This window comes from Pseudenhygromyxa sp. WMMC2535 (assembly GCF_011083025.2).
Genome location: NZ_JABJWV010000001.1, coordinates 5,411,436 through 5,431,846, shown reverse-complemented (window position 1 = coordinate 5,431,846; position 20,411 = coordinate 5,411,436). Strand labels below are relative to the sequence as shown.

Below are 20,411 nucleotides of genomic sequence, written 5' to 3'. Positions count from 1 at the left end.
GGTCGTGGACGTGGTCGGTCTCGGCATGGACGACTGGGACGCTTATATACTCTCCACCCAGCGCCCGGGGCTGGCTTCGCTGACCAGACCCAGGAGCTCGGCCTGGCACAGCGCCAAGGTGGTCGCCCCAGGATCTGCGCTAGCGTCTGCGCTCAGCCCCGCGGGGCCGGCCTCTGCCAGCGCCCGCTCGAGCCAGCGCAGCTCCTCGGGCCACGCCACACCTTCGTCACTGGCGCCACACAGCCACGCTTCGAAGGCCGCCGTCAGCCTGGCCAGGGCCGCGGGGTCGCCGTCGTGGGGCGGGGCGGGCAGGCCCCGCGCGCCCGCCCCGATCAGCGCTCCGCAGCCGCGGGTGCCAGCGAGGGCGGCCAGGGGCAGGCCCGCGCGCAGAGCCAGGCGGCCCGTGAGCGAGGAGCCCGAGCGCAGCCCCGCCGCGGCCACGAGGACCGCGTCGCACAGGCCGACGACCAGCTGGTTGCGCGAGGCGAACATCCCTCGACGAGGCTGCGCCCCCCGGGGCTGCGCGAAGAGCAGGCCGGCCTCGGGTGCCTCGAGCATGGCCGCGAACAGCCCGCGGTGCCCCGGCGGGTAGAGGTAGTCGCTCCCACAGGGCAGCACCGCCAGCTGCGCGATGCCCCGCTCCACGGCCAGGCGGTGGACCGCACCATCGACACCCAGGGCCCCGCCAGAGACCAGCGACCACCCCAGCGCCTGCGCGCGCGCGAGCACTGGGGCGAGGGCGGCCAGGGTCGAGGCCCGCGCGGCCCGGCTGCCGACCACAGCCAGGCGCGGGCGCGGTGGGATCGGTCCGGCGAGATCGTAGCTGTGCTCGGGGCGGCCGCGCAGGCCGAGGGCGGCGCGAGTGACTGAGCGCGTGTGAAGTTCGGGGCCGAAGCCCGGGCGTTGGCGGCGATCGGAGGCTGACACACCGGGGTCTTCGGCCCGCGCGAGCGCGGCGTGCACTCGCAGACCAAAAAACACCGACAAAGATCAGGGCATGGACCAGCTCTCCCCGCTCTCTGCGCTGAGCAGGGCCGGGAGCAGCACGCGGAAGATCGCGCCCGACTCCTTGGGCTCCTCGATCATGATCCCCCCGCTGTGCGCGCGGGCGATCTCGAGGGCCGCCGCCAGACCCAGGCCCCGGCCGGTGAGCTTGGTCGAGAAGAAGGGCTCGAAGATCCGCGGGCGCGCCCCGGCGTCGATCCCCGCTCCGCTGTCGCGGACCCGCAGCCAGACGTAGCGCCCCGGATCCAGAGAGGTCTCGGGCGCCAGCCCCTCGAGGTCGGCCGCCTCGAAGTCGTCGACGCCCGTGGTCAGGCTCAGCTCGCCCCCCGCCTCGCCGATGGCCTCGGCGCCGTTGCTGACCAGCTCGAGCACGAGGTGGCGCAGCTGGGCCGGGTCGCCCTCCACCGGGGGGAGCTCCGGGTGCAGCGAGAGCCGGACGCCGATCTCTCCGGGCACGACCGCGTGGATCGGCTCCGCGAAGCCGGCGATCAGCGAGCTGAGATCGAGGCGCTCGGCCTCGAAGCGCCCGCGCCGGCTGAAGGCCAGGAGCTGACGGACGATCTGCCCGGTGCGGTCCGCCGCGGCCTCGAGATCGAGCAGGCAGATCGCCGCCAGGCCTTCGGGGTCGAGCTCATCGAGGGCGATGCCCACGTTGCCCAGGGCGCTGCTCAGGAGCTCGTCGAGCTCGCCGGCCATGCCGCCGACCAGCACCGAGAGGCTCTCGAACTTGTGCGCCTTGGCCCCAAATTCACGCTGCGAGCGCTCGAGCCGGCGGCGCTCGCTGACGTCCTGGGCGAGGGCCTGGACCACGGGGCCGAGCTCGCCCTCGCGGCGCACCCTCACCGTCAGCGCGAGCTCGCGGATCTCGCCGTCGACGAGCAAGCGGTGCTCGAGCTGGAGCCGCCCCGTCCCCTCACGAACGAAGACCTGGAGCGCCTGCCGGGTCCGCTCGACGTCCTCGGGGTGGAGCATGGCCAAGAGCCCCTCGAGGCCCTGGCCCTCGGCGGGGCCCGCCCCGCACAGGCGCTCGAAGTGGGCGTCCCAGTCGAGGCGATCGCCCTGGACGGTCCAGGTCCAGCGGCCGATCCGCCCGAGCTCCTGGGTCTCGGCGAGCTCCCCCTCGCGCTCGCGCAAGACCTCGCTCGTGCGCACCTCCTCACTGACGTCCGTGACCACCCCGCCGTACCACCGCGCCCCGTCCTCACCCTCGATGGGAAACTTCACGCCTCGCCACCAATGGATCTCCTTGTCCGGGCCGAGCGCGGGCTCGAGCACGTGGACCGGCGCGTCGGTCTCGCGAACCTCGTCGTCGATGGCCCGCGCCCTGCCTGCGAGGCTCGCCGGGAGCAGCTCGACCTCGAGGCGGCCGACGACCTCCTCGGCCGAGATCTGAAAGCGATCGACGAGGCCAGCGCTGACCCAGCGCAGGCGGCCGGCCTCGTCACCGAGCAGCGCGATCTGACCGCTGCCGTCGACGAAGTCCCGCAGTCGCCGCTCGCCCCGCTCGCACTGGGCCTCGAGCCCTCGCTCGCGGCGGCTCGCCAGCAGCTGCGCCGTCGCGACCCGGCAGACCTTGAAAAACGGCTCGAGCGCGTCGACGAGGGTCATGTCGAAGCCCCCGCCGCGGTTGACGAGCACGAAGAGCGCCGCGCACTCGCCGTCGACGACCACCGGCAAAGCCGCGAGGTTGTCGATCGCCGGCATCAGCGGCTCGTAGCCCAACAACAGCGGCGCCTCGAGCTGCCCGAGCCGGGCCAGGGGCGCCAGCTGGCGCATCTCGACCTCGTCACCCCCGAATACGTCGTGCAGCCACAGCGAGAGCGCGCCGTTGAGGTCGACGGTGGTCGCCTCGATCTCGATGAGGTCGAAGCCGACTTCGCCCTCGCCCCCTCCCTCGCCCTCCCCCGGCTTCACCGTGCGCAGCACCAGGCAGCCCGCCGCCGCGCCGCTCGCGTCCAGCAGCTCGAGCAACATCTGCTTGATGACGCCCGCGCCCTCGAGCCGCCGCGAGCTCTCGCTCAGGCGATCGAGGACGCGCTCCGCGGCCGCTTGGATCCGCGTGGGGTCGAGCTCGCTCATGGCGAGCATCCTACCCCGAGCGTCGCCGGGAGAGGAGCCGCGGGCCGCGGCAGGGGGCGCTCGACGGTGGCCCTGGACCGCGGCTCTGGACCGCGGCGCTCAGTTGCCCAGGCGCAGCTCGCCGGACGCCTCCGCCGAGCCGTCCTCGCTGCTCGCCGAGCCGTCCGCGTCGGCCGAGCCGCCGCGCCGGCCGGCGCTGTAGGGGTCGAAGTCCGGGGCCTCCTCGCCCGAGGCGACCAGCTCCACGTGGTCGCCGGTCACGACCTCGCGCTCCGAGTGCGTGAGCACGGTCAGCGCGCTGGTGCCCTCGATCTGCAAGACGAGCAGCCGGGCGTAGACCTCCCGCGGGTAGCCCTTGTCGTAGGGCTGATGCAGGCGGTGATCCGGGGTGTAGCCGTCGCCCTTTTGGACCACGTCCAAGGTGTTGCCCCGGCGCACGCCGTCCTCGGCCCCGATGTTGACGATCACGAACATCGTCTCGCCGTTGATCGTCTGCTCGCGGATCGTCTCGACGACGAGGCCGTTGGTCGTCGCCTCGTTGGCGGTGGGCTGCACCCGGACGAAGCGGGTCTTGAGCTCGCCGACCCGCTGGCCGCGCTCGACCGGGCGCACGGAGTCGACGATCGTCGCCTGCGCGGACTTCTCGGCCACCTCCTGGATGTAGACCTCGCCGACGACCTCGACGAGCCAGCCGATGCGCTTGGCCTTCTTTTGCCGCCGCCCCTTCTTGCCCTTGACGGTGATGTCGTAGACCGGCTTCTTCTTGCGATAGACGCTCAGCCGCTCCCCGGGGATCGGCGGGTTGTCCTCGGCGTAGCCGATGTAGGCGGTGTCGAGAGTCGACATCATCACGTGGGGGTCGGCGCCACCGACGATCTCCATGGACTTGTCGAGCTCCTCCTCGTCGATGAAGGCGTAGCGCTCGAGCAGGTAGGTCTGGCTGGTGTCCGGGGTCGGATCGTAGGTCTTGGCGTAGCGCAGGCTGTCGCCCTCGGACCCGCCCACGCCGCCGCTGGCGTAGGGATCGCTCAGCCGGATGCGGTCACCAGGGAAGATCCAGTGGGCGTTGGTGATGTGCGGGTTGTACGACCAGATCTTCGGCCACAGGTACATGTCGCCAAAGTAGTAGAGGCAGATCCCCGAGAGCGTGTCGCCCTCCTGGACCACGTGATAGTCGGGGATGCCCTCGCTGTAGCCGTCGCTGAGGTAGGCGCTGGTGTCGACGATGTCGTAGCCGAGCTGATCCCCGGTCCCCGTGGGACCGTAGGTCTGATCGGCGGTCTGCTGGCGCTGGCGATCGAGCACCCCCGGGTCAGCGGTGGTGTTGGGGTCGAAGCTGGCCTCCGAGGGCGCCGAGAACCCGCCGATGCTGACACCGCTGCCGGCGCTGACCGTGGTCGTGCTCGCGGCGCTGCCCTGGCTCGAGCCCGAGGGAGGAGCCGCCTCGACCTGCAGGCCGACGAGGGCGAGGACACAGAGCGCGGAGGAAGGAAGGAGCGTGCGCGTGATCATGGTGGGTCCTCGGGATCTCAGTCGTCGAGCTCGGCGAGCTTGCGCTTGGCGATCTTGCTGGCGTTCGAGCGTGGGTAGGCGGCGACGAGCTGGGTGAGCACGTCGCGGGCGTTGGCGGCGTCGCCCAGGCGGCCGTAGCAAAGGCCGATCTTGAGCAGCGCGTCGGGGGCCTTGTTGCCGCCGCCGTAGCGCTCGACTACGGCCGTGAACGCGGCCAGGGCGTCGGCGTAGTGGGCCTGGTCGTAGGCGGCCTCGCCTTGCCAGTAGAGCGCGTTGTCGGCGTAGTCGTGGTCGGGGTGGGCCGTGACGATGGCCTCGAAGGCCTGCTCGGCGTCGGCGTAGCGGCCGTCGCGGTAGATCGACATCGCCGCCTCGTACTCGCGGACCACCGGGCCACCGCGACCGCGGGAGCCCTTGGCCGTCGCCTGGCGCGGGCTCTCCTTGGTCGCCTGGACCAGCTTGCTGCCCACGAGGCGGTAGCTGGCCGTCTCGCCGTCGGCCGCCTCCGAGGGCGCCCCGGCGTCGCCCCTGGCGTCGACATAGTCGCCGAGGGCCGGGTCGTCTCGGCCGTAGTCGGGCGCCCCGCTGTTGGGCACCGTCGACAGCGAGACCGAGGCCCGCCGTCCCATGTGTGCGCTGGTCGGGGGCGGCTCCGGTGCGGCCGCGGGGCGGCTCTCGATGGACCGCTCCTTGGGCGTAAGCTTGATCACGGGGAGCTCCTTGGGCCCCTCGCTCGTGTCCTGCTGCTCCCAGCCCTGCTGATCCCACTCCACCTCGCCAGCCTCGGCGCTCAGGGAGATGGGCTCTCCCCCGCGGCGCGTTGCGACGGCCCAGTCGTCCTCGCGCTCGAGCAGCCGCAGCTCCTCCTCGAGGTTCTGGATGCGCGTCCGCAAGCTGGCGTTCTCGCGGCGCAGCGCGTCTATCTCGGCGCTCGCCTCGGCAGAGGGGGTCTCGCTCTCGACGGGTTCGTGGGCGCAGCCGAGGCCCGCGAGCGCCAGCCAGGCGCTCGCACAGATGCTCGGGAGCGTGGGAAGGGAGAATCGCTGAACCGGCATACAGTCCTCGGCGCGCGCAGGTCGGCGCGCAGCGTTAAGCTAGCAAGCTCGCCCCCGTGGCCGAAAAAACCCACGAAGGGCCCTGGCGCCAAGGCGAGAATTGACCCAGCGCTCGCGTCGACGATGGCGAGGGGCGGCCCGGACGCCCCCTCTCCACCGCGCCGACCCAACGCACTGGTCCCCCCGCCCGGCTTGCTCGGCATCGCGCGATTCAGCGAGGATGCCCGTAGGAACCCACATGTCAGCTCGACGCCGGATCACCGCCCTCGCCTTCACCACCACCCTCGTGGTCTCCCTGCTCAGCCCGCTCCCGGCGGCCGCGGACAGTCAGGGGGAGACCGGGACCATCGACTCCGTCGAGGTTTACTCGCCCTCCTCCGACGACTACGCCAAGTACCACGGCCGGCTCTTCGTCACCGGCGCCCGCGGGCAGGCCGAGTACCGCTGGGGTGGGACGACCTGCGGCAGCAAGACCATCACCGACGCCATGGCCACCCAGCTGGTCGTGGCCCTGGACGCCGAGAACACCCAGATCGTGCCGCGCTTCAAGTCCGGCCAGGGCGGCAAGCGCTGCCTGGTCGGCTTTCAGCTCGAGCGCGAGGACAGCTCCAAGGGCAAGAGCAAGGACAAGGGGAAGGGCAAGGTCAAGTAACCTGCGCCGCGCCCCCTGGTGCGATCACCCCTGTCGCTTCGCACAGGGGTAGCCGCGCCTGAGGAGCCCGCTCAGACCGCGGCGGGCCGGCGGGCGTCGGCCGCAGGGCGCCGGAAGGGTCCACCGCTGCGACCCCGGCTCAGCGCCCGCCGCTGGGCCCTGAGCGCGCGCTCAAGGCTGCGCCAGCGCCGAAGATCGGCCTGGGTCTGGGGGTCCTCGTCGAAGGTCCGCTGGATCTCCAAGGTCCCCCTGGCCACGAGCGACTCGCCGATCCGCGCCCCCAGGGCCGCCGCGCCGACGACCAGCGAGGCCGTGATCACGATCAGCAAGAGCCCGCCGATCAGCGGCATGTCGGCGTCGTCGACCACCCAGTAGAAGCTCAGGCCCATGATCGCCACGGCGAGGGTCACCCCCCACGACAGCGCGGCCCGGCGTACCCAGCGGACGCGCCGCGCGGTGTCCTCTCGCGCCGCGAGCTCGCGCTGGGATCGAGCCTCGGCCAGGGCCCGGATCCGCGGCAGGGCGCGGCGGTCTCGCTCGCTGCACAGCTCGAGCTCGCCCTGAAAGTCCCCCCGGCGCACGACGACGCGCACCCGCGCCTGCCCGCGCTCGCCTCGCCCGACCCCACCGCCGCCCTCTTCGTCGCTTTCGTCGCTGGGTTGGCGCTGGATCTGGGTCTCGTAGCCCAGCTCCTCGGGGAAGATCGAGCGCCAGGACGAGAGCACGCCGCCCACGAGCGCGGCGAAGTCCTCGCGGACCTCGGTCGGTCGATGGCCAGCCAACGACACGGCCCAAGCGATCTCCCGTGCACCCTCCATTGTCTTTCAAAGTAGGCCCAATCATGGGGGGCGTCCAGGCGAGCGCAGCCACGCTCGCGCGCGCTCGCGGACCTGGCGCCTCCATGCTGGTCGCCGCTGTAGCGAAGCTGTAGCGTGCGACGGTGACCAGCGCTTCCCTCCGCAGGTGGACGTCTTGGATCCGCGCCTCGGCCCAGGGACCGCTGGCACCTCTGATCGCCCGCGTCGGCGGTGAGGCCCTGATCTCGCGCCCACAGCTGGAGCTGCTGTGGCGAGGCGCGGCCCGGGAGGTCGGCCTGCGCGTGCTGATCTCCGCCGCCCGCGAGCGCATGATCGACGCCAGCGAGGACGCTGGCGCCCTCGTGCTCCGCGGCCTCCCGGGCGGCGCCATGACCCTCCCCCTCCGTGGGCGCCGCCCCTTCGAGCTGCACCGCGTGGACCAGGCCCGCCTCGATCCGCGGGACGATCTTCGCCTCGACGCGGGGCTGGGACTCGCGGGTGGGCCGGCGCCGCTGCTCGCCGCGCTCTTCGATCACGAGGGCTGCCCCGCGCCCGCGCGCGCCCGGGTCCTCGCCGAGCTCCAAGATGGCGTCTTCAACCTGGCCAGCGCCCGGCTGGCCGACGCCCTGCGCTCGCTCGCGGCCCGGGCCACCGAGGGCGAGGGCGCTGCCGATCCCCGCCTCTCGGATCCCGAGCACTTCGTGACCGAGGGTCACCCCTGGCACCCCATGGCGCGCACCCGCCTCGGCCTCGGCCACGCGGACGTCCTGCGCCACGCGCCCGAGCTCCTCGCCCGCGCGCGGCTGCCCTTCGTCGAGGTCGAGGCCGATCTCCTCCAGGTCAGCCCGGCCTGGCTCGAGCGCTCGGAGCAGCTGTCTGGCGCCGCCCACCGAGACGCCCGTGCCCGTGGGCGCCTGCGTCTGCCGATCCACCCGGTCCAGGCGCGGCGACTCCCGAGCCTCTTCCCCGCGGCCTGGTCGAGCGGCGCCATGCGCCTCGTGGACGACGGCGCCCTCGACGCTCGCTCGCTCCTCAGCCTGCGCACCGTGGCCCTCGACCGCCCCCCGGCGGGGCCGCCCTTGCACCTCAAGCTCGCGCTGAGCGTGCACACCACCTCGGCCCGGCGCCGAGTCTCGCCCATGAGCGTCGCCAACGGGCCACGCGTGAGCGCCCTGCTCGAGCGCATCCTCGCCACCGATCCCCACACCGCCCCGCTCTCACTCATGGCCGAACACGCCTGCGTCGGCCTCGACCCCGAGCGGGCGGGAGCGGCCGCCGGCGAGCTCGGGCTGATCGTCCGCCGGGCGCCCCCCGCCAACGCCTGGGTGTGCGCGGCCATGGGCGAGCGCTGGCCGGGGGAGGAGGCCCGGGTGCTCGAGCGTGCCTGCGCCGGCTACCCCGGCGACCGCGGCCAGCGAGTCCGCGCGCTCCTCGACGACTGGCTGGCCAAGCTCGCGGGACCAGCCCTGCGCCTGCTGTGCCTGCACGGCGTGGCCCTCGAGGTCCACCTGCAAAACACCCTGGTCGCCGTCGAAGACGGGCGCGTGCGCGGGTTTTGGATCCGCGACCTCGGCGGCATCCGACTGCACGCCCCGCGCCTGCGCGCCGCCGGCTGGGACCTCGCCCTCGCCCCCGACTCCTTCATCATCACCGAGGATCTCGAGGAGGTCCGCGGCAAGCTCGAGCACACCCTCTTCCACGCCAACCTCGCCCACCTCTTCGAGGTCGCCGCCGAGGTCGGCGGCGTCCCCGAGGCGCAGAGCTGGGCCCGCGCCCGCGCCTTCGTCGACGCCACGCTCTCGCGCTGGGCCGCGGCCCCCGAGCTCGCCACCGGCCATCGCGCCGCCCTGCTCGACGACCGCGCCCGCCTGCTCGCGCCGCGCGTGCGGGCCAAGGCGCTGTTGCGCATGCGCATGCACGATCGGATCAGCGACTACGACTACACCGAGGTCGACAACGCCCTCGCCGGCCGTTGAACCTGCTACCTTTCCGGCCCGCCCTCCCAGCCCGCACTCGCTTTGTCCCGGCTCCACCCCAATTTTCTGATCTGCAGCGAGCGCTCCGGCTCGAACCTGCTGCGCTCCCTGCTCAACGCCCACCCCGAGATCTACGCCCCCGAGCCGATCCACCTCGGGGCCTTCTGGGAGCGCGTCGAGGAATTCGGGGACCTGCGACAAAGCGCCAGCTGGCGCGCGCTGCTCGCGGCGATCGTCGAGTTCCTCGCCGGCTGGAAGGGCAGCCTCCACCCCAGCTTGCGCCTCGACGTCGCCAGCCTCGACGCCGCCATCCCCGAGCGCAGCTTCGCGGCGATCTACGACCACCTCTACGCCCTGGGGCTCGCGGCCGCGGGCAAGCGTCGGCTGTTCATCAAGGAGAACCACACGGCCCAGCGCGCGCCGATCTTCCGCGCGGCCTACCCCGACGCCAGCTTCGTCTACCAGGTCCGGGATCCGCGGGACTTCCTGGCCTCGTGCAAGGCCTTCCCCAGCTACAAGTACGGCTCGGCCCAGGCCGCCATCGAGATCTGGTGTGCCGACCAGCAGGCCACCATCGAGCTGCGCGCGCAGCTGCCCGCCGGCCGCGTGCACGCGGGCAGCTACGAGGCGCTGATCCACGACCCCGAGGCCGAGCTCGTCCGGCTGTGCGCCTTCTTGGCCGTGGACTACGCCCCCGAGATGCTCGAGTTCTACAAGACCGAGGACGCCCGGCGAGCGGCGACCCACGCCGCGTGGCGAAACCTCGGCAAGCCGATCATGACCGGCAACGCCGGGCGCTACGCTCAGACCCTGACGCGCGATGAGATCGCCATGGTCGAGGCCCACTCCGGGGCGCTGATGGATCGCCTCGGCTACCCGCGCAGCCTGGCCGCCGCGGACCTCCCTCCCCTGCCCCCGAGCGCCCCCGACGCCCGGCCGCCGCACCTGCGCCACGTCGACGAGGCCTCGGGCAGCGCCGTCGTCCATCGCATCATCGACCGCCACCTCCCATGAGCCCCCTCGAGTACGCCCTGCTGATGGTCGCCGGCCTGCTCACGGCGACGCTCTCGGGGGTCCTCGGCATGGGCGGCGGCGTCACCTTGCTCGGGGTGATGACCGCCCTGCTCCCCGCCCCAACGGTCGTCCCGGTCCACGGCGTCGTCCAGCTCGTATCCAACTCGACCCGCGCCCTCGGCCTGCTGCGCAACGTGGTCTGGCGGGTGGTCTGGCTCTACGCCCCGCCCATGGTGCTCGGGGTCGCCGCCGCCACGGCGATATGGTCCGGCGACAAGCTGGTCTACCTGCGCCCCGCGGTGGGCCTGCTGCTGATCGTGTTTTTGATCGTTCGCCGCAAGGCCCCCAAGCTGCGCAACCCGCCGCGCTGGGTCTACGCCGCCCTCGGCCTGGTCGTGGGCTTCGCCAGCGTGTGGATCGGCGCCACCGGCCCCATGCTCGCGCCCTTCTTCCTGCGCGACGACTTTGAAAAGGAGCAGGTGATCGCCACCAAGGCCGCCTGCCAGGCCCTGGGCCACATGCTCAAGATCCCCGCGTTCTTGTTCTTGGGCTTCGACTTCCTCGAGCACGCGCCGCTGCTCGGCGGGCTCGTCGTCACGGTGATCGTGGGCACGCTGGTCGGCCGGGCGATCCTCACCCGGCTCGACCGCGAGCGCTTCGTCGGCCTCTTCGAGGCGATCTTGCTGCTGCTCTCGCTGTGGCTGATCGTCGGCGTGTTCGTCTGAGCCACCCGGCTCGGCTTGGCTCAGCTCGGGGCGAGCAGCTCCGCCACCGAGGGCACCGAGCCGACACGCCCGGCCCAGACCTCCAGCTGCTCCGCCGGAGCCGCCTCGATCTGTGCCCACTGGCCCGCGTCGGGGACGAGGCCGTTTTTTGCAAACAGCGCCGCGAGCAGGCGCTGCATCCCCTGACGCTCGCCCTCCCGACGGCCGGCCAAGAAGGTCCCACACTCTCGTTCCAATTGACTGACTTGCATGCGTTCCTCCACGGGCATCGCGCCCAAGATGTTCTGACGGTTCGCCTCCGAGAGCGCCGCCAACACCGTCGCAGTATAGCGCTGTCGAAGCTGCGCCGGCTGCTGGCGCGCGACCTCCAGGGCCGTCACGGCCACCTCGAGATCCCCATGGTGGCCGTGCAGCGCCCCCGACAAGATCGCGTCTGTGGGGTGTAGGAGCCCTCTCGCAACCGATTCGACCCGCGGGACGCTGCGCCGGTCGAAGAGGTAGGGCTGAATCTTCAGGGCCGACCCAATCTCCCAAGTGGCCAGATTCCGGGACACTCGATCTTTCAAGCTGACGATGCCCAGATGCACGGGGAGGTCGTGACGATCCACGAGCAACCCCAGGTACGCCGCGATCCGGCGGCGTTTGATTGGATCATTGTCCAGCTGAACCTCGACGATGATCATCGTCCCGCCACCGGGGTGCGCGGGGTCCTCCAGCATCAGCAGCAGATCCATGGTCCGCGGGAGCACCCTCAGGACGCGCTGTGCGTCGCGGTAAAAGGCCGTGTGACGGTCCACCAGCCGGTTGGGCGTGGTCGTCAGCACCCGCCCGTCGATGCCGCGGACCAGGCGAACGACCAGGGAGGGATCGAGGAGAAAGAGCGAGACGAGACCTTCGTGGAGCGTACTGATCATGACGCAGGGTCTTCGGCCCGCGTCGCCAGCAATTGCATATTATTTTTACGCACGAAGCTGCGCCAGCTCCGTGGGCTACCAGTCTGCGATGCAGGGTCCGGTGCTCCAAGCCTGGGCCCCCTCGGGTCCTCTGCACCGCACACTATCCCCTGCTGGGCGCGAGCAGCTCCGCCACCGAGGGCACCGAGCCGACGCGCCCCGCCCAGACCTCCAGCTGCTCCGCCGGAGCCGCCTCGATCTGCGCCCACTGGCCCGCGTCGGGGACGAGGCCGTTTTTTGCAAACAGCGCCGCGAGCAGGCGCTGCATCCCCTGGCGCTCGCCGAGCTGCTGGCCTTCCTCGCGCCCCTCCCGACGGCCGGCCAAGAAGGTCCCACACTCTCGTTCCAATTGACTGACTTGCATGCGTTCCTCCACGGGCATCGCGCCCAAGATGTTCTGACGGTTCGCCTCCGAGAGCGCCGCCAACACCGTCGCAGTATAGCGCTGTCGAAGCTGCGCCGGCTGCTGGCGCGCGACCTCCAGGGCCGTCACGGCCACCTCGAGATCCCCATGGTGGCCGTGCAGCGCCCCCGACAAGATCGCGTCTGTGGGGTGTAGGAGCCCTCTCGCCACCGATTCGACCCGCGGGACGCTGCGCCGGTCGAAGAGGTAGGGCTGAATCTTCAGAGCCGACCCAATCTCCCAAGTGGCCAGATTCCGGGACACTCGATCTTTCAAGCTGACGATGCCCAGATGCACGGGGAGATCGTGACGATCCACGAGCAACCCCAGGTATGCAGCGATCCGGCGGCGCTTGATTGGATCATCATCCAGCTGAACCTCGACGATGATCATCGTCCCGCCGCCGGGGTGCGCGGGGTCCTCCAGCATCAGCAGCAGATCCATGGTCCGCGGGAGCACCCTCAGGACGCGCTGTGCGTCGCGGTAAAAGGCCGTGTGACGGTCCACCAGCCGGTTGGGCGTGGTCGTCAGCACCCGCCCGTCGATGCCGCGGACCAGGCGAACGACCAGGGAGGGATCGAGGAGAAAGAGCGAGACGAGACCTTCGTGGAGCGTACTGATCATGACGCAGGGTCTTCGGCCCGCGTCGCCAGCAATTGCATATTATTTTTACGCACGAAGCTGCGCCAGCTCCGTGGGCTACCAGTCTGCGATGCAGGGTCCGGTGCTCCAAGCCTGGGCCCCCTCGGGTCCTCTGCACCGCACACTATCCCCTGCTGGGCGCGAGCAGCTCCGCCACCGAGGGCACCGAGCCGACGCGCCCCGCCCAGACCTCCAGCTGCTCCGCCGGAGCCGCCTCGATCTGCGCCCACTGGCCCGCGTCGGGGACGAGGCCGTTTTTTGCAAACAGCGCCGCGAGCAGGCGCTGCATCCCCTGGCGCTCGCCGAGCTGCTGGCCTTCCTCGCGCCCCTCCCGACGGCCGGCCAAGAAGGTCCCACACTCTCGTTCCAATTGACTGACTTGCATGCGTTCCTCCACGGGCATCGCGCCCAAGATGTTCTGACGGTTCGCCTCCGAGAGCGCCGCCAGCACCGTCGCAGTATAGCGCTGTCGAAGCTGCGCCGGCTGCTGGCGCGCGACCTCCAGGGCCGTCACGGCGACCTCGAGATCCCCATGGTGGCCGTGCAGCGCCCCCGACAAGATCGCGTCTGTGGGGTGTAGGAGCCCTCTCGCAACCGATTCGACCCGCGGGACGCTGCGCCGGTCGAAGAGGTAGGGCTGAATCTTCAGGGCCGACCCAATCTCCCAAGTGGCCAGATTGCGGGACACTCGATCTTTCAAGCTGACGATGCCCAGATGCACGGGGAGATCGTGACGATCCACGAGCAACCCCAGGTATGCAGCGATCCGGCGGCGCTTGATTGGATCATCATCCAGCTGAACCTCGACGATGATCATCGTCCCGCCGCCGGGATGCGCGGGGTCCTCCAACATCAGCAGCAGATCCATGGTCCGCGGGAGCACCCGCAGGACGCGCTGCGCGTCGCGGTAAAAGGCCGTGTGGCGGTCGACCAGCCGGTTGGGCGTGGTCGTCAGCACCCGCCCGTCGATGCCGCGGACCAGGCGAACGACCAGGGAGGGGTCGAAGAGAAAGAGCGAGACGAGACCTTCGTGGAGCGTACTGATCATGACGCAGGGTCTTCGGCCCGCGTCGCCAGCGATTGCATATTTTTTCTCCGCGCGAGACCGCGCCCACGCCACACGCCTCTCAGGCGAGCTCTTCTTCGATGAGGCTCCTCGACAGCGCCGTCATCCACTCGGCCACGCTCGTGTTCGGGCCGATGCTCTGACCCGCCATGACCTCGCGATCGAAGAGCTCGTCCCCGATGTGCCGACCCAGGCTGCGGTAGGCCTCGAACTGCGCCTCGTCGAAGGACTGATCCCCCGTCGACTGGTGCGGGAAGCTGGGGTTTTGCCGGCGATACTCGAGCAGGTCGTCGCGCTCGTTCCCCGTGACGCTGGACTTGATGTAGAGCAGCAGGCCCTTGGCCAGGCCCGGGCCGTAGTCGATGGTCCCCAGGGCGACGTGCTCGCGGCTGTCCCCGTTCTCGCCCAGCCCGATCGGGCCGGAGTCGATCTCGATGGTCACGCCCAGGTCGATATGGGCGAAGCGGATCAGCTTGAGCAGCGCGCCGCAGCGCAACTCCGGATCGGCCTCCCCGTCCACGGCGATCACGAAGCGGCACTGGCGACGCAGCAGCTCGTAGACGCCGAGGTTCTCGAGGTGCCCGCCGTCGGAGATGTTCTGGAACAGGCTGCGCTCGTCGACGCTGCCACGCAGCTCATCGAGCAGGCAGAGCATCCCGGGCGCCTGGATCCGACCCAAGCTCCCCGGCCTGGCGCGCAGCCAGTAGCCCATGCGGACGTTGAACAAGGTGATCAGCAAGGGCGCCCCGGGCACGGTCATGGTGCCCATCTGCGAGGACACGGCGGCGCCGGAGATCGCCATCGCGGCGCCGAGATCGATCTCGGGGTTGAGGCGCTCGAGCTCGGGCGTCTTTTGATAGCCGAGGATCGGGCTGCCGCAGTAGCGCTTGCTGAACGAGAAGAAGTCCGTGTCCCGCCCGCGCAGCTCGAGGTTCTTGCTGCCCGGCAAATTGAGCGCGGCGTTGAGCAGGTGGTAGGGGGCCTTGTGCTGGGAGTTGAGCTCGCTGAGGGGCTTTTGAGCGATCGCGCGGACCTCTCCCTTCCCGTCCTCGGGCCGGTCGACCAGGTAGGCGCGGCCGAGGCGGTCGCGGTAGATCCGGTGCAAGGAGGTGTGGTTGACGTCGACGCCCACGCTGGCCAGCAGCGCCAGGCCGATCGCTACCGCCAGCACGATCCCCGCGATGGTCCAGTCCGAGACCTCGCGCCCCTCCCACATCCACTCGCCGGAGAAGAGCACGTCGTAGATCTTGAAGTAGGCCAGCAAGATCACCCCTCCGCTCAAGCTCAGGGTCACCCCCTGGAGCAGCTTGCCGACGAAGCGACCGATGGCCTGAGCAAGCACCTGGAGCACCGGGCCGAGGACGACCTGCGCCCCGGCGGCGACGGCCGCGAGCAGCTCGGGGTCTTGGCTCATGAGCGCGCCGAGGACGTTCCCGCCAGCGCCCGAGCCGGCCGACAGCGCATGAAAGCGAACATGCGCCCACACGAAGAGCGGAGGCGCCGCGACGATCCCCGCGGTCACGATCGTCAGCCAGGCCAGCAGCTTGCTCCCGTGCTTGCGCAGCGACGAGTCCGGCCTGTTCGAGAGGCGCTGAAAGATCGGGAAGAGCAAGATGAAGACGCCGTAGATACCCAGCACGGGCATGGTCCACGCCGGCATGGGAGGCACCATGCTCGCCGCTTCGACCTCGTCTCCCGCCGCTTCGGCGTCCTCTCCCCCTGCTTCGGCGTCCCCCGAGGAGCCGGCACCAGCCACGCTCGCGTCGCTGGTCTCCGAGGGCTCCCCTTCGCGGTCCACCTCGCTGCCTTCGGCGGACGCGGGCGCCTCCTTCCAGCGCTCGCAGAGCCCGCTCGTCGAGTCCTCACAATAGCTGTCGAGGGTCTGGCCGCCCAGGCCGGCCCAGGTCAGCGAGAAGCCGACCAGCACCATCCCCAAGAGCGCGGGCATCAAAGCCACCAGATTGACCAGCGCGCCTTGTATGTACTGCACGAACACACCTGCGAGGTCCAGCGCGCCGCCCTCGAACAAGAACTTGCTGTGGTTGCGAAGGTGCCGCAGCGCCCCCGACTCGACCTCGACCTCGTCGCTGCGCCGGAAGGGCAGCTCGTCCGCGCCGGGGCCGACGTCCTCCGCCTCGCTGTCGAGGTAGCTGCTCAAGAAAGTCCCCGTGTAGCCGCCCCCCGAGACCGTCGACAGGTAGTCGACCTGCTCGAGCATCCCCTTGGCCGCGAGGGCCTCGACCACGCCCAGGGAGAAGGTCGCCGAGCGGATCCCACCGCCGGAGAGCGACAGGCCGATGGCGTCCTCGATCACCCTCTCGCGCTCCTCGCTCGCCTCGCCCTCCACCTTGGCTGGCGCGAGGGCTGGCCGGCGCGCGTAGAGTCGCTGGCGACGCGCGTGGACCTCCTCGACCTCGGCCGCCAACATCTCCTCGGCGTTGTCGGGCACGGCACCAAAAAAGCGCAGCCTCACGGGCAAGGGCGTCGCGCCATCGCCCACAGCGTCATCGCCCGCAGCCCCCTCGGCCGCGTCCACCTTCGCCAGCGCCCCACCCCCAGCGAGGGCCGCGAGCAGCTCCATGTACTCCGCGAGCTGGCGCTGCAAGCTCAGCAGCTCGGCCCGGAAGTGGCGGCGCTCGTCCTCCTGATCCAGACCGCCGCGCTCGCTCTTCTTGTGCCACTTCGAGGTGAACGGCCGGATCACCACATTGAGCACGTAGACCGCGATCTCGGCGAAGGCTTCACAGTCGGGGCCGCCGCTGGAGATCGCCGCGCGCGTGTGCTCGAAGGTCCGAAACACCGAGGTCAACGCGGCGCCCTCGTCCCCGGCGCGAAAGTGCAGCGGCTCCGTGGTGATGCGCGTGCGCATCTGGGTGTAGACAGCCCAGGCGGCGCTGCGATCCGCCGCGCTCACCTCTCTCTCGGCGTCCAGGAACTCCGCGGGCAGCTCTCGCACCAGGCGCTCGCGCAAGCTCCCTCGCGCTCCGCCGGCCAGCCACGCCCTCCAGGTCAACGCCTCGTCTTCTCGCTCGACTTGATCCACGCAATCGCCTCACCGCGAGTTTATCGCAGGCGCGGCGCAAAGATCGCTCTCGTTGACGCGTCGCCCCTGGAAGTTTCCGGCCTGCCACCGAAGGTGACATCGAATCTCCCAAGCCCCAGCCTAGGCCAGAGCCCGCCTCGAGCTCGCAGCACTCAGCGTCCGAGGACCTTGCGCAGGTCGGCCTCGTCCTCGGCGAAGGCGAGCAGGCGAAAGCCGGGCTCGATGACGAGGTCCAGGGGCGGGTTGACCTGCAAGCGACGATCGAGCTCGGCCTGGGGAGAGCTGTCTGCGACGTCGTCCTCTGCGTAGGCGAGGCGCCCACGGTGGCCGCGATAGATGCCCACAGGCACGATGCCCGCGCGACCGCTGGCCGTGAACAAGAGCCGCCGCAGCTCTCGCCAGGTCTTGCCATGCAGCGACTCGGGCAGCTCCACGGTGTAGAGCTCGGAGTTGCCCTCGCGGAAGGTGACGATATCGTTGAAGAGCTCGCCAAAGCCCGGCTCGAGGCAGGCCTTGGCCAGCCAGGCGTCGGCCAGCCCGCGGGCGGGCACGGGGATCAGCCAGCGCGAGAAGGGATCGAAGAGCCCCTCCATGTCGCTGGCGTCGGCCTCGACCAAGGTCACGGGCACCCGCGAGGCGGCCTCGCCCCCGGGGTCTCCGGCCAGGGCCGGCGACTGCACGCTCGGCGCCAGGCCCAGGGCCGCGCGCTCGCCCTTGCCCTCGACCCGGGCCTGGTGATCCAGGCGCACGCAGGCGTGGTGCACGGCCCGAGCCACGCGCAGCGGGTGGTAGCTGCCCTGGAGCACGATCACCCGGGCCGCCCGGGGCAGGCGCAGCTCGAGCAGCTCCTCGGGGACCTCGGGGTTTTGCTCGTAGATCGTCAGCCCGCGCACCCGCGTCAGCTGGGCGCGAACCCGGGCGGGGAGCGCCTCGGAGATGACCACGTGGATCGAGCGCTGACGCAGAGGCCCGGGGCTGCGCAGCACTCGGATCAGCTGGAGCATCTCCTCGCGGAAGTTGAGGATCACGATGTGGTTGCGCCGGCGCCGAAACAGGCGCATCTGGTCGCGGGACAAGATGCTGGTCAGCGCGGCGGTGAACCACGCCAGCAGGCCGAGGCCCGCGACCGTGGCCGCCACGCCGATCACCCGGGCCTTCGAGGTCTTGAGCGACTCGCTGTCGAAGTTGCCCGTGGCGAACATGTTCATCTCCCAAAAGGAGTCGTTGAGCGTTCGCACCCGGGCGTTGCTGTCGTGCTCGAGGTTCCAGACCACCAAGGTCGCGATCCCGACGATCAGCAAGAAGCCCACGAAGGGGACCAGGGGGTTGGAGAGCTGGCCTTCGATGTTGCCGGCCAGGGGGTCGCCGAGCAGGCCGCGGCGCCGCAGGTAGCGGCGCAGGAGCAGGAGCAGGCCCAGACCCAGGGCCGCGATCGCGGCGATCTTGGCCCAGTAGATCAGGAAGTCTCGGCGCTCGGCCCAGGCCGCGCCCTCGTGCAGGGGGATCGGCTCGCGCTCGGCGAAGCCCCGCCAGCGGACCTCGACGTCGACCTCGGCACCGGGGTCGCGCTCGAGCGCGCGCAGACCGTCGATCAACGCGAGGACCTCGTCTTCGCTCAGCGCCTCGCTGCCCTCGCGCCGGGCCGTGAGCACCACCGTGCTCACGCACACCGTGGGGATGCCAAAGGCGAGGCCGGGGTAGCTGTTGGCGTCGATCTGGCAGACCCGAAAGTAGGGGAAGCCGTCGATCAGCCGCTCGATGATGCTCTCCGGCAGGGGGTTGAGGCCGGCCGTGCCCGAGGCGACGAGCTCGGAGATCTGCGCGCTCCCGACGGGCGTGGTCCGCAGCATCATCAGGATCTCGCCGCGGCGCATGGCCGCCATCGAGGCCTTGTTGCTGACGTCGAGGGCGTTGACGTCGTCGATGGTCAGGCCGGCGGCGCCGAGGATGACCTTCGAGCTCTCGATGCTCCCGGAGCCGCGCTGGCCGACGAAGATCGGGCGCTGCTCGAGGGAGGAGAAGTCGTCGAGGCGGACCGGGCGCTGGACCAGCATGTGCGCCGCGGCGTCCTCGACGGCGGCGACGAGCTCGAGCTCGACGCCGGCGAGCTCTCCGGGCTGCAGGCCACACATCCACCCGCTCTCGCCGCTCTCCTCCCCCTCGCCTCCCCCCTCGCCTCCCCCCTCTCCCTCGCCGGCGCTCAGGCTCGCGGCGGCGGCCCCCGCAGCCTGGGCCTCGGCTGCCACGGCGTACTGGACCAGGGCCGCGTCGAGCTCCCCGCGGGCGAGCTTGCGGACGTTGTCGCAGGAGCCACCGGTGGTCCGAACCGAGAGCGCGACCTCGGCGTCGATGTCCTCGAGCGCGCCGGCGAGGGCCTTGGCGAGGGTCGTGAACCCGCCGCTCTTGCTGCCCGCGCCGAAGCGGATCTCACCGGGCTCCCGCGCCCGGTCGTCGGCGTCGTGGAGCTTCGCCCCGGGGTGCAGGGCCACCGGCGTGCGCTCGGCGAAGTCGCGCCAGCGCAGCTGGTTGATCTCGCCTTCGGCGGCGAGGTCCTGGAGGCCGGCGATCATCTGGACGACCTCGGCGTTGCTCAAGGCATCCTGGCCCGCGCGCCGGGCCGTGAGCACCACCGTGCTCACGCACACCGTGGGCACCTCGCGCTCGAGGCCCGGGTAGCTCTGCGCGGGGATCTTGCACGCCCGGTAGTAGGGGAAGCCGTCGATCAACCGCTCGATCACGCTGTCCGGCAGCGGGTTGATGTCCGCGATCCCCGTGACCAGGATGTCGTTCACGGCCTTGGTCGGGATCTTGGTCGTGCGCAGGACCATCAGCAGCTCGCCGCGGCGCATGGCCGACATCGCCGCGCGGTTGCCGATGTCGAGGGCGTTGACGTCCTCGAGCGAGAGGCCGGCCGCGCCCAGGACGATCTTCGAGGTCTCCATGCTGCCGGAGCCCTCCTGGCCGACGAAGATCGGCCGCTGACCCAGACCCGAGAGCTCGTCGAGGCGGACGGGGCGACGCAGCAGCACGTGCACGGCCGACTCCTCGATGGCGGCGACCAGCTGGAGCTCGACGTTGGCGAGCTCGGCGGCCTCGAAGCCGCACATCCACCCGCTGCCCTCACCATCTTCACCCTCACCCCCACCCTCTTCCCCGGCGCCGCCGGCCCGGGCCGCGAACACGGCCTCGGAGGCGACGTCGTACTTGACCAGGGCCACGTCGAGCTCACCGCGGGCGAGCTTGCGGACGTTGTCGCAGGAGCCCTCGGTGATCTGAAATTCGAGCGGGAGCTCGCCCTCGAGGGCGGCGCCGATCGCCTTGCCCGTGTTCGCAAAGCCGCCGCCGGCGCTCCCGGTGCCAAAGCGGATCTCGGCGCCCGAGGGCCGCAGCTGGACCTCGGGCTCCTGCGCCGCCGCCAGCCCCGGCGCGAGCGAGATCAGCGAGAACACGAGCAGCGCGAGCGCGGCTGCCCAGCACGACCCGCGCATC

The 20,411-nt window shown here is 70.9% G+C and carries 14 protein-coding genes; 4 read left to right on the top strand and 10 right to left on the bottom strand.

Translation table 11 applies throughout. The features are described from left to right. Positions 1 to 42: 42 nt before the first annotated feature. From G6O69_RS21355 to ybgF, 4 genes are all read right to left on the bottom strand, one after another. On the bottom strand, positions 43 to 927 hold the full coding sequence (locus G6O69_RS21355; protein ID WP_172305354.1) for a DNA-processing protein DprA: 885 nt from the start codon (positions 925 to 927) through the stop codon (positions 43 to 45). 63 nt (positions 928 to 990) lie between these two features. Then, entirely contained in the window at positions 991 to 3,084 is a 2,094-nt protein-coding gene (locus G6O69_RS21350; RefSeq protein ID WP_172305353.1) for an ATP-binding protein, read from the bottom strand. 99 nt (positions 3,085 to 3,183) lie between these two features. Further along, positions 3,184 to 4,596, bottom strand: a complete 1,413-nt coding sequence (locus G6O69_RS21345) for a LysM domain-containing protein (RefSeq protein ID WP_172305352.1) — start codon at positions 4,594 to 4,596, stop codon at positions 3,184 to 3,186. 17 nt (positions 4,597 to 4,613) lie between these two features. After that, positions 4,614 to 5,651 carry a tol-pal system protein YbgF gene (gene ybgF / locus G6O69_RS21340; protein WP_172305351.1) on the bottom strand — a complete coding sequence of 346 codons (1,038 nt, stop codon included), beginning with the start codon at positions 5,649 to 5,651 and terminating at the stop codon, positions 4,614 to 4,616. A 238-nt stretch (positions 5,652 to 5,889) separates the two neighbouring features. Here ybgF and G6O69_RS21335 point away from each other — a divergent pair, with 238 nt between their 5' ends. After that, positions 5,890 to 6,303: a hypothetical protein gene (locus G6O69_RS21335; RefSeq protein ID WP_172305350.1), complete on the top strand. Its 414-nt coding sequence runs from the start codon at positions 5,890 to 5,892 to the stop codon at positions 6,301 to 6,303. A 71-nt stretch (positions 6,304 to 6,374) separates the two neighbouring features. Here G6O69_RS21335 and G6O69_RS21330 read toward each other — a convergent pair whose 3' ends face one another. Next, positions 6,375 to 7,121 carry a hypothetical protein gene (locus G6O69_RS21330; protein ID WP_176397005.1) on the bottom strand — a complete coding sequence of 249 codons (747 nt, stop codon included), beginning with the start codon at positions 7,119 to 7,121 and terminating at the stop codon, positions 6,375 to 6,377. 122 nt (positions 7,122 to 7,243) lie between these two features. Between G6O69_RS21330 and G6O69_RS21325 the strand changes: the two genes are divergently transcribed. The 3 genes from G6O69_RS21325 to G6O69_RS21315 are packed head-to-tail and all read left to right on the top strand — an operon-like array spanning position 7,244 to position 10,815. After that, the gene (locus tag G6O69_RS21325) at positions 7,244 to 9,076 is read left to right on the top strand and encodes an IucA/IucC family protein (protein WP_172305348.1); all 1,833 of its coding nucleotides are present in this window, start codon (positions 7,244 to 7,246) and stop codon (positions 9,074 to 9,076) included. A gap of 42 nt (positions 9,077 to 9,118) precedes the next feature. Further along, positions 9,119 to 10,090 carry a sulfotransferase gene (locus tag G6O69_RS21320; protein ID WP_172305347.1) on the top strand — a complete coding sequence of 324 codons (972 nt, stop codon included), beginning with the start codon at positions 9,119 to 9,121 and terminating at the stop codon, positions 10,088 to 10,090. Then, positions 10,087 to 10,815 carry a sulfite exporter TauE/SafE family protein gene (locus tag G6O69_RS21315; RefSeq protein ID WP_172305346.1) on the top strand — a complete coding sequence of 243 codons (729 nt, stop codon included), beginning with the start codon at positions 10,087 to 10,089 and terminating at the stop codon, positions 10,813 to 10,815. Before G6O69_RS21320 ends, G6O69_RS21315 begins: the two co-directional genes overlap by 4 nt. A gap of 20 nt (positions 10,816 to 10,835) precedes the next feature. Here G6O69_RS21315 and G6O69_RS21310 read toward each other — a convergent pair whose 3' ends face one another. The 5 genes from G6O69_RS21310 to G6O69_RS21290 form a co-directional block, all read right to left on the bottom strand. After that, positions 10,836 to 11,729: a hypothetical protein gene (locus tag G6O69_RS21310; RefSeq protein ID WP_172305345.1), complete on the bottom strand. Its 894-nt coding sequence runs from the start codon at positions 11,727 to 11,729 to the stop codon at positions 10,836 to 10,838. A 142-nt stretch (positions 11,730 to 11,871) separates the two neighbouring features. Further along, on the bottom strand, positions 11,872 to 12,795 hold the full coding sequence (locus tag G6O69_RS21305) for a hypothetical protein (RefSeq protein WP_172305344.1): 924 nt from the start codon (positions 12,793 to 12,795) through the stop codon (positions 11,872 to 11,874). Positions 12,796 to 12,937: 142 nt separating this feature from the next. After that, entirely contained in the window at positions 12,938 to 13,861 is a 924-nt protein-coding gene (locus tag G6O69_RS21300) for a hypothetical protein (RefSeq protein WP_172305343.1), read from the bottom strand. Positions 13,862 to 13,940: 79 nt separating this feature from the next. Next, positions 13,941 to 16,922 (bottom strand): patatin-like phospholipase family protein, encoded by a 2,982-nt coding sequence (locus G6O69_RS21295; RefSeq protein ID WP_217909881.1) that lies wholly within the window; start codon positions 16,920 to 16,922, stop codon positions 13,941 to 13,943. Between the two features lie 152 nt (positions 16,923 to 17,074). Next, entirely contained in the window at positions 17,075 to 20,410 is a 3,336-nt protein-coding gene (locus G6O69_RS21290; protein WP_255216465.1) for a TAXI family TRAP transporter solute-binding subunit, read from the bottom strand. Between the last annotated feature and the right edge of the window lies 1 nt (position 20,411).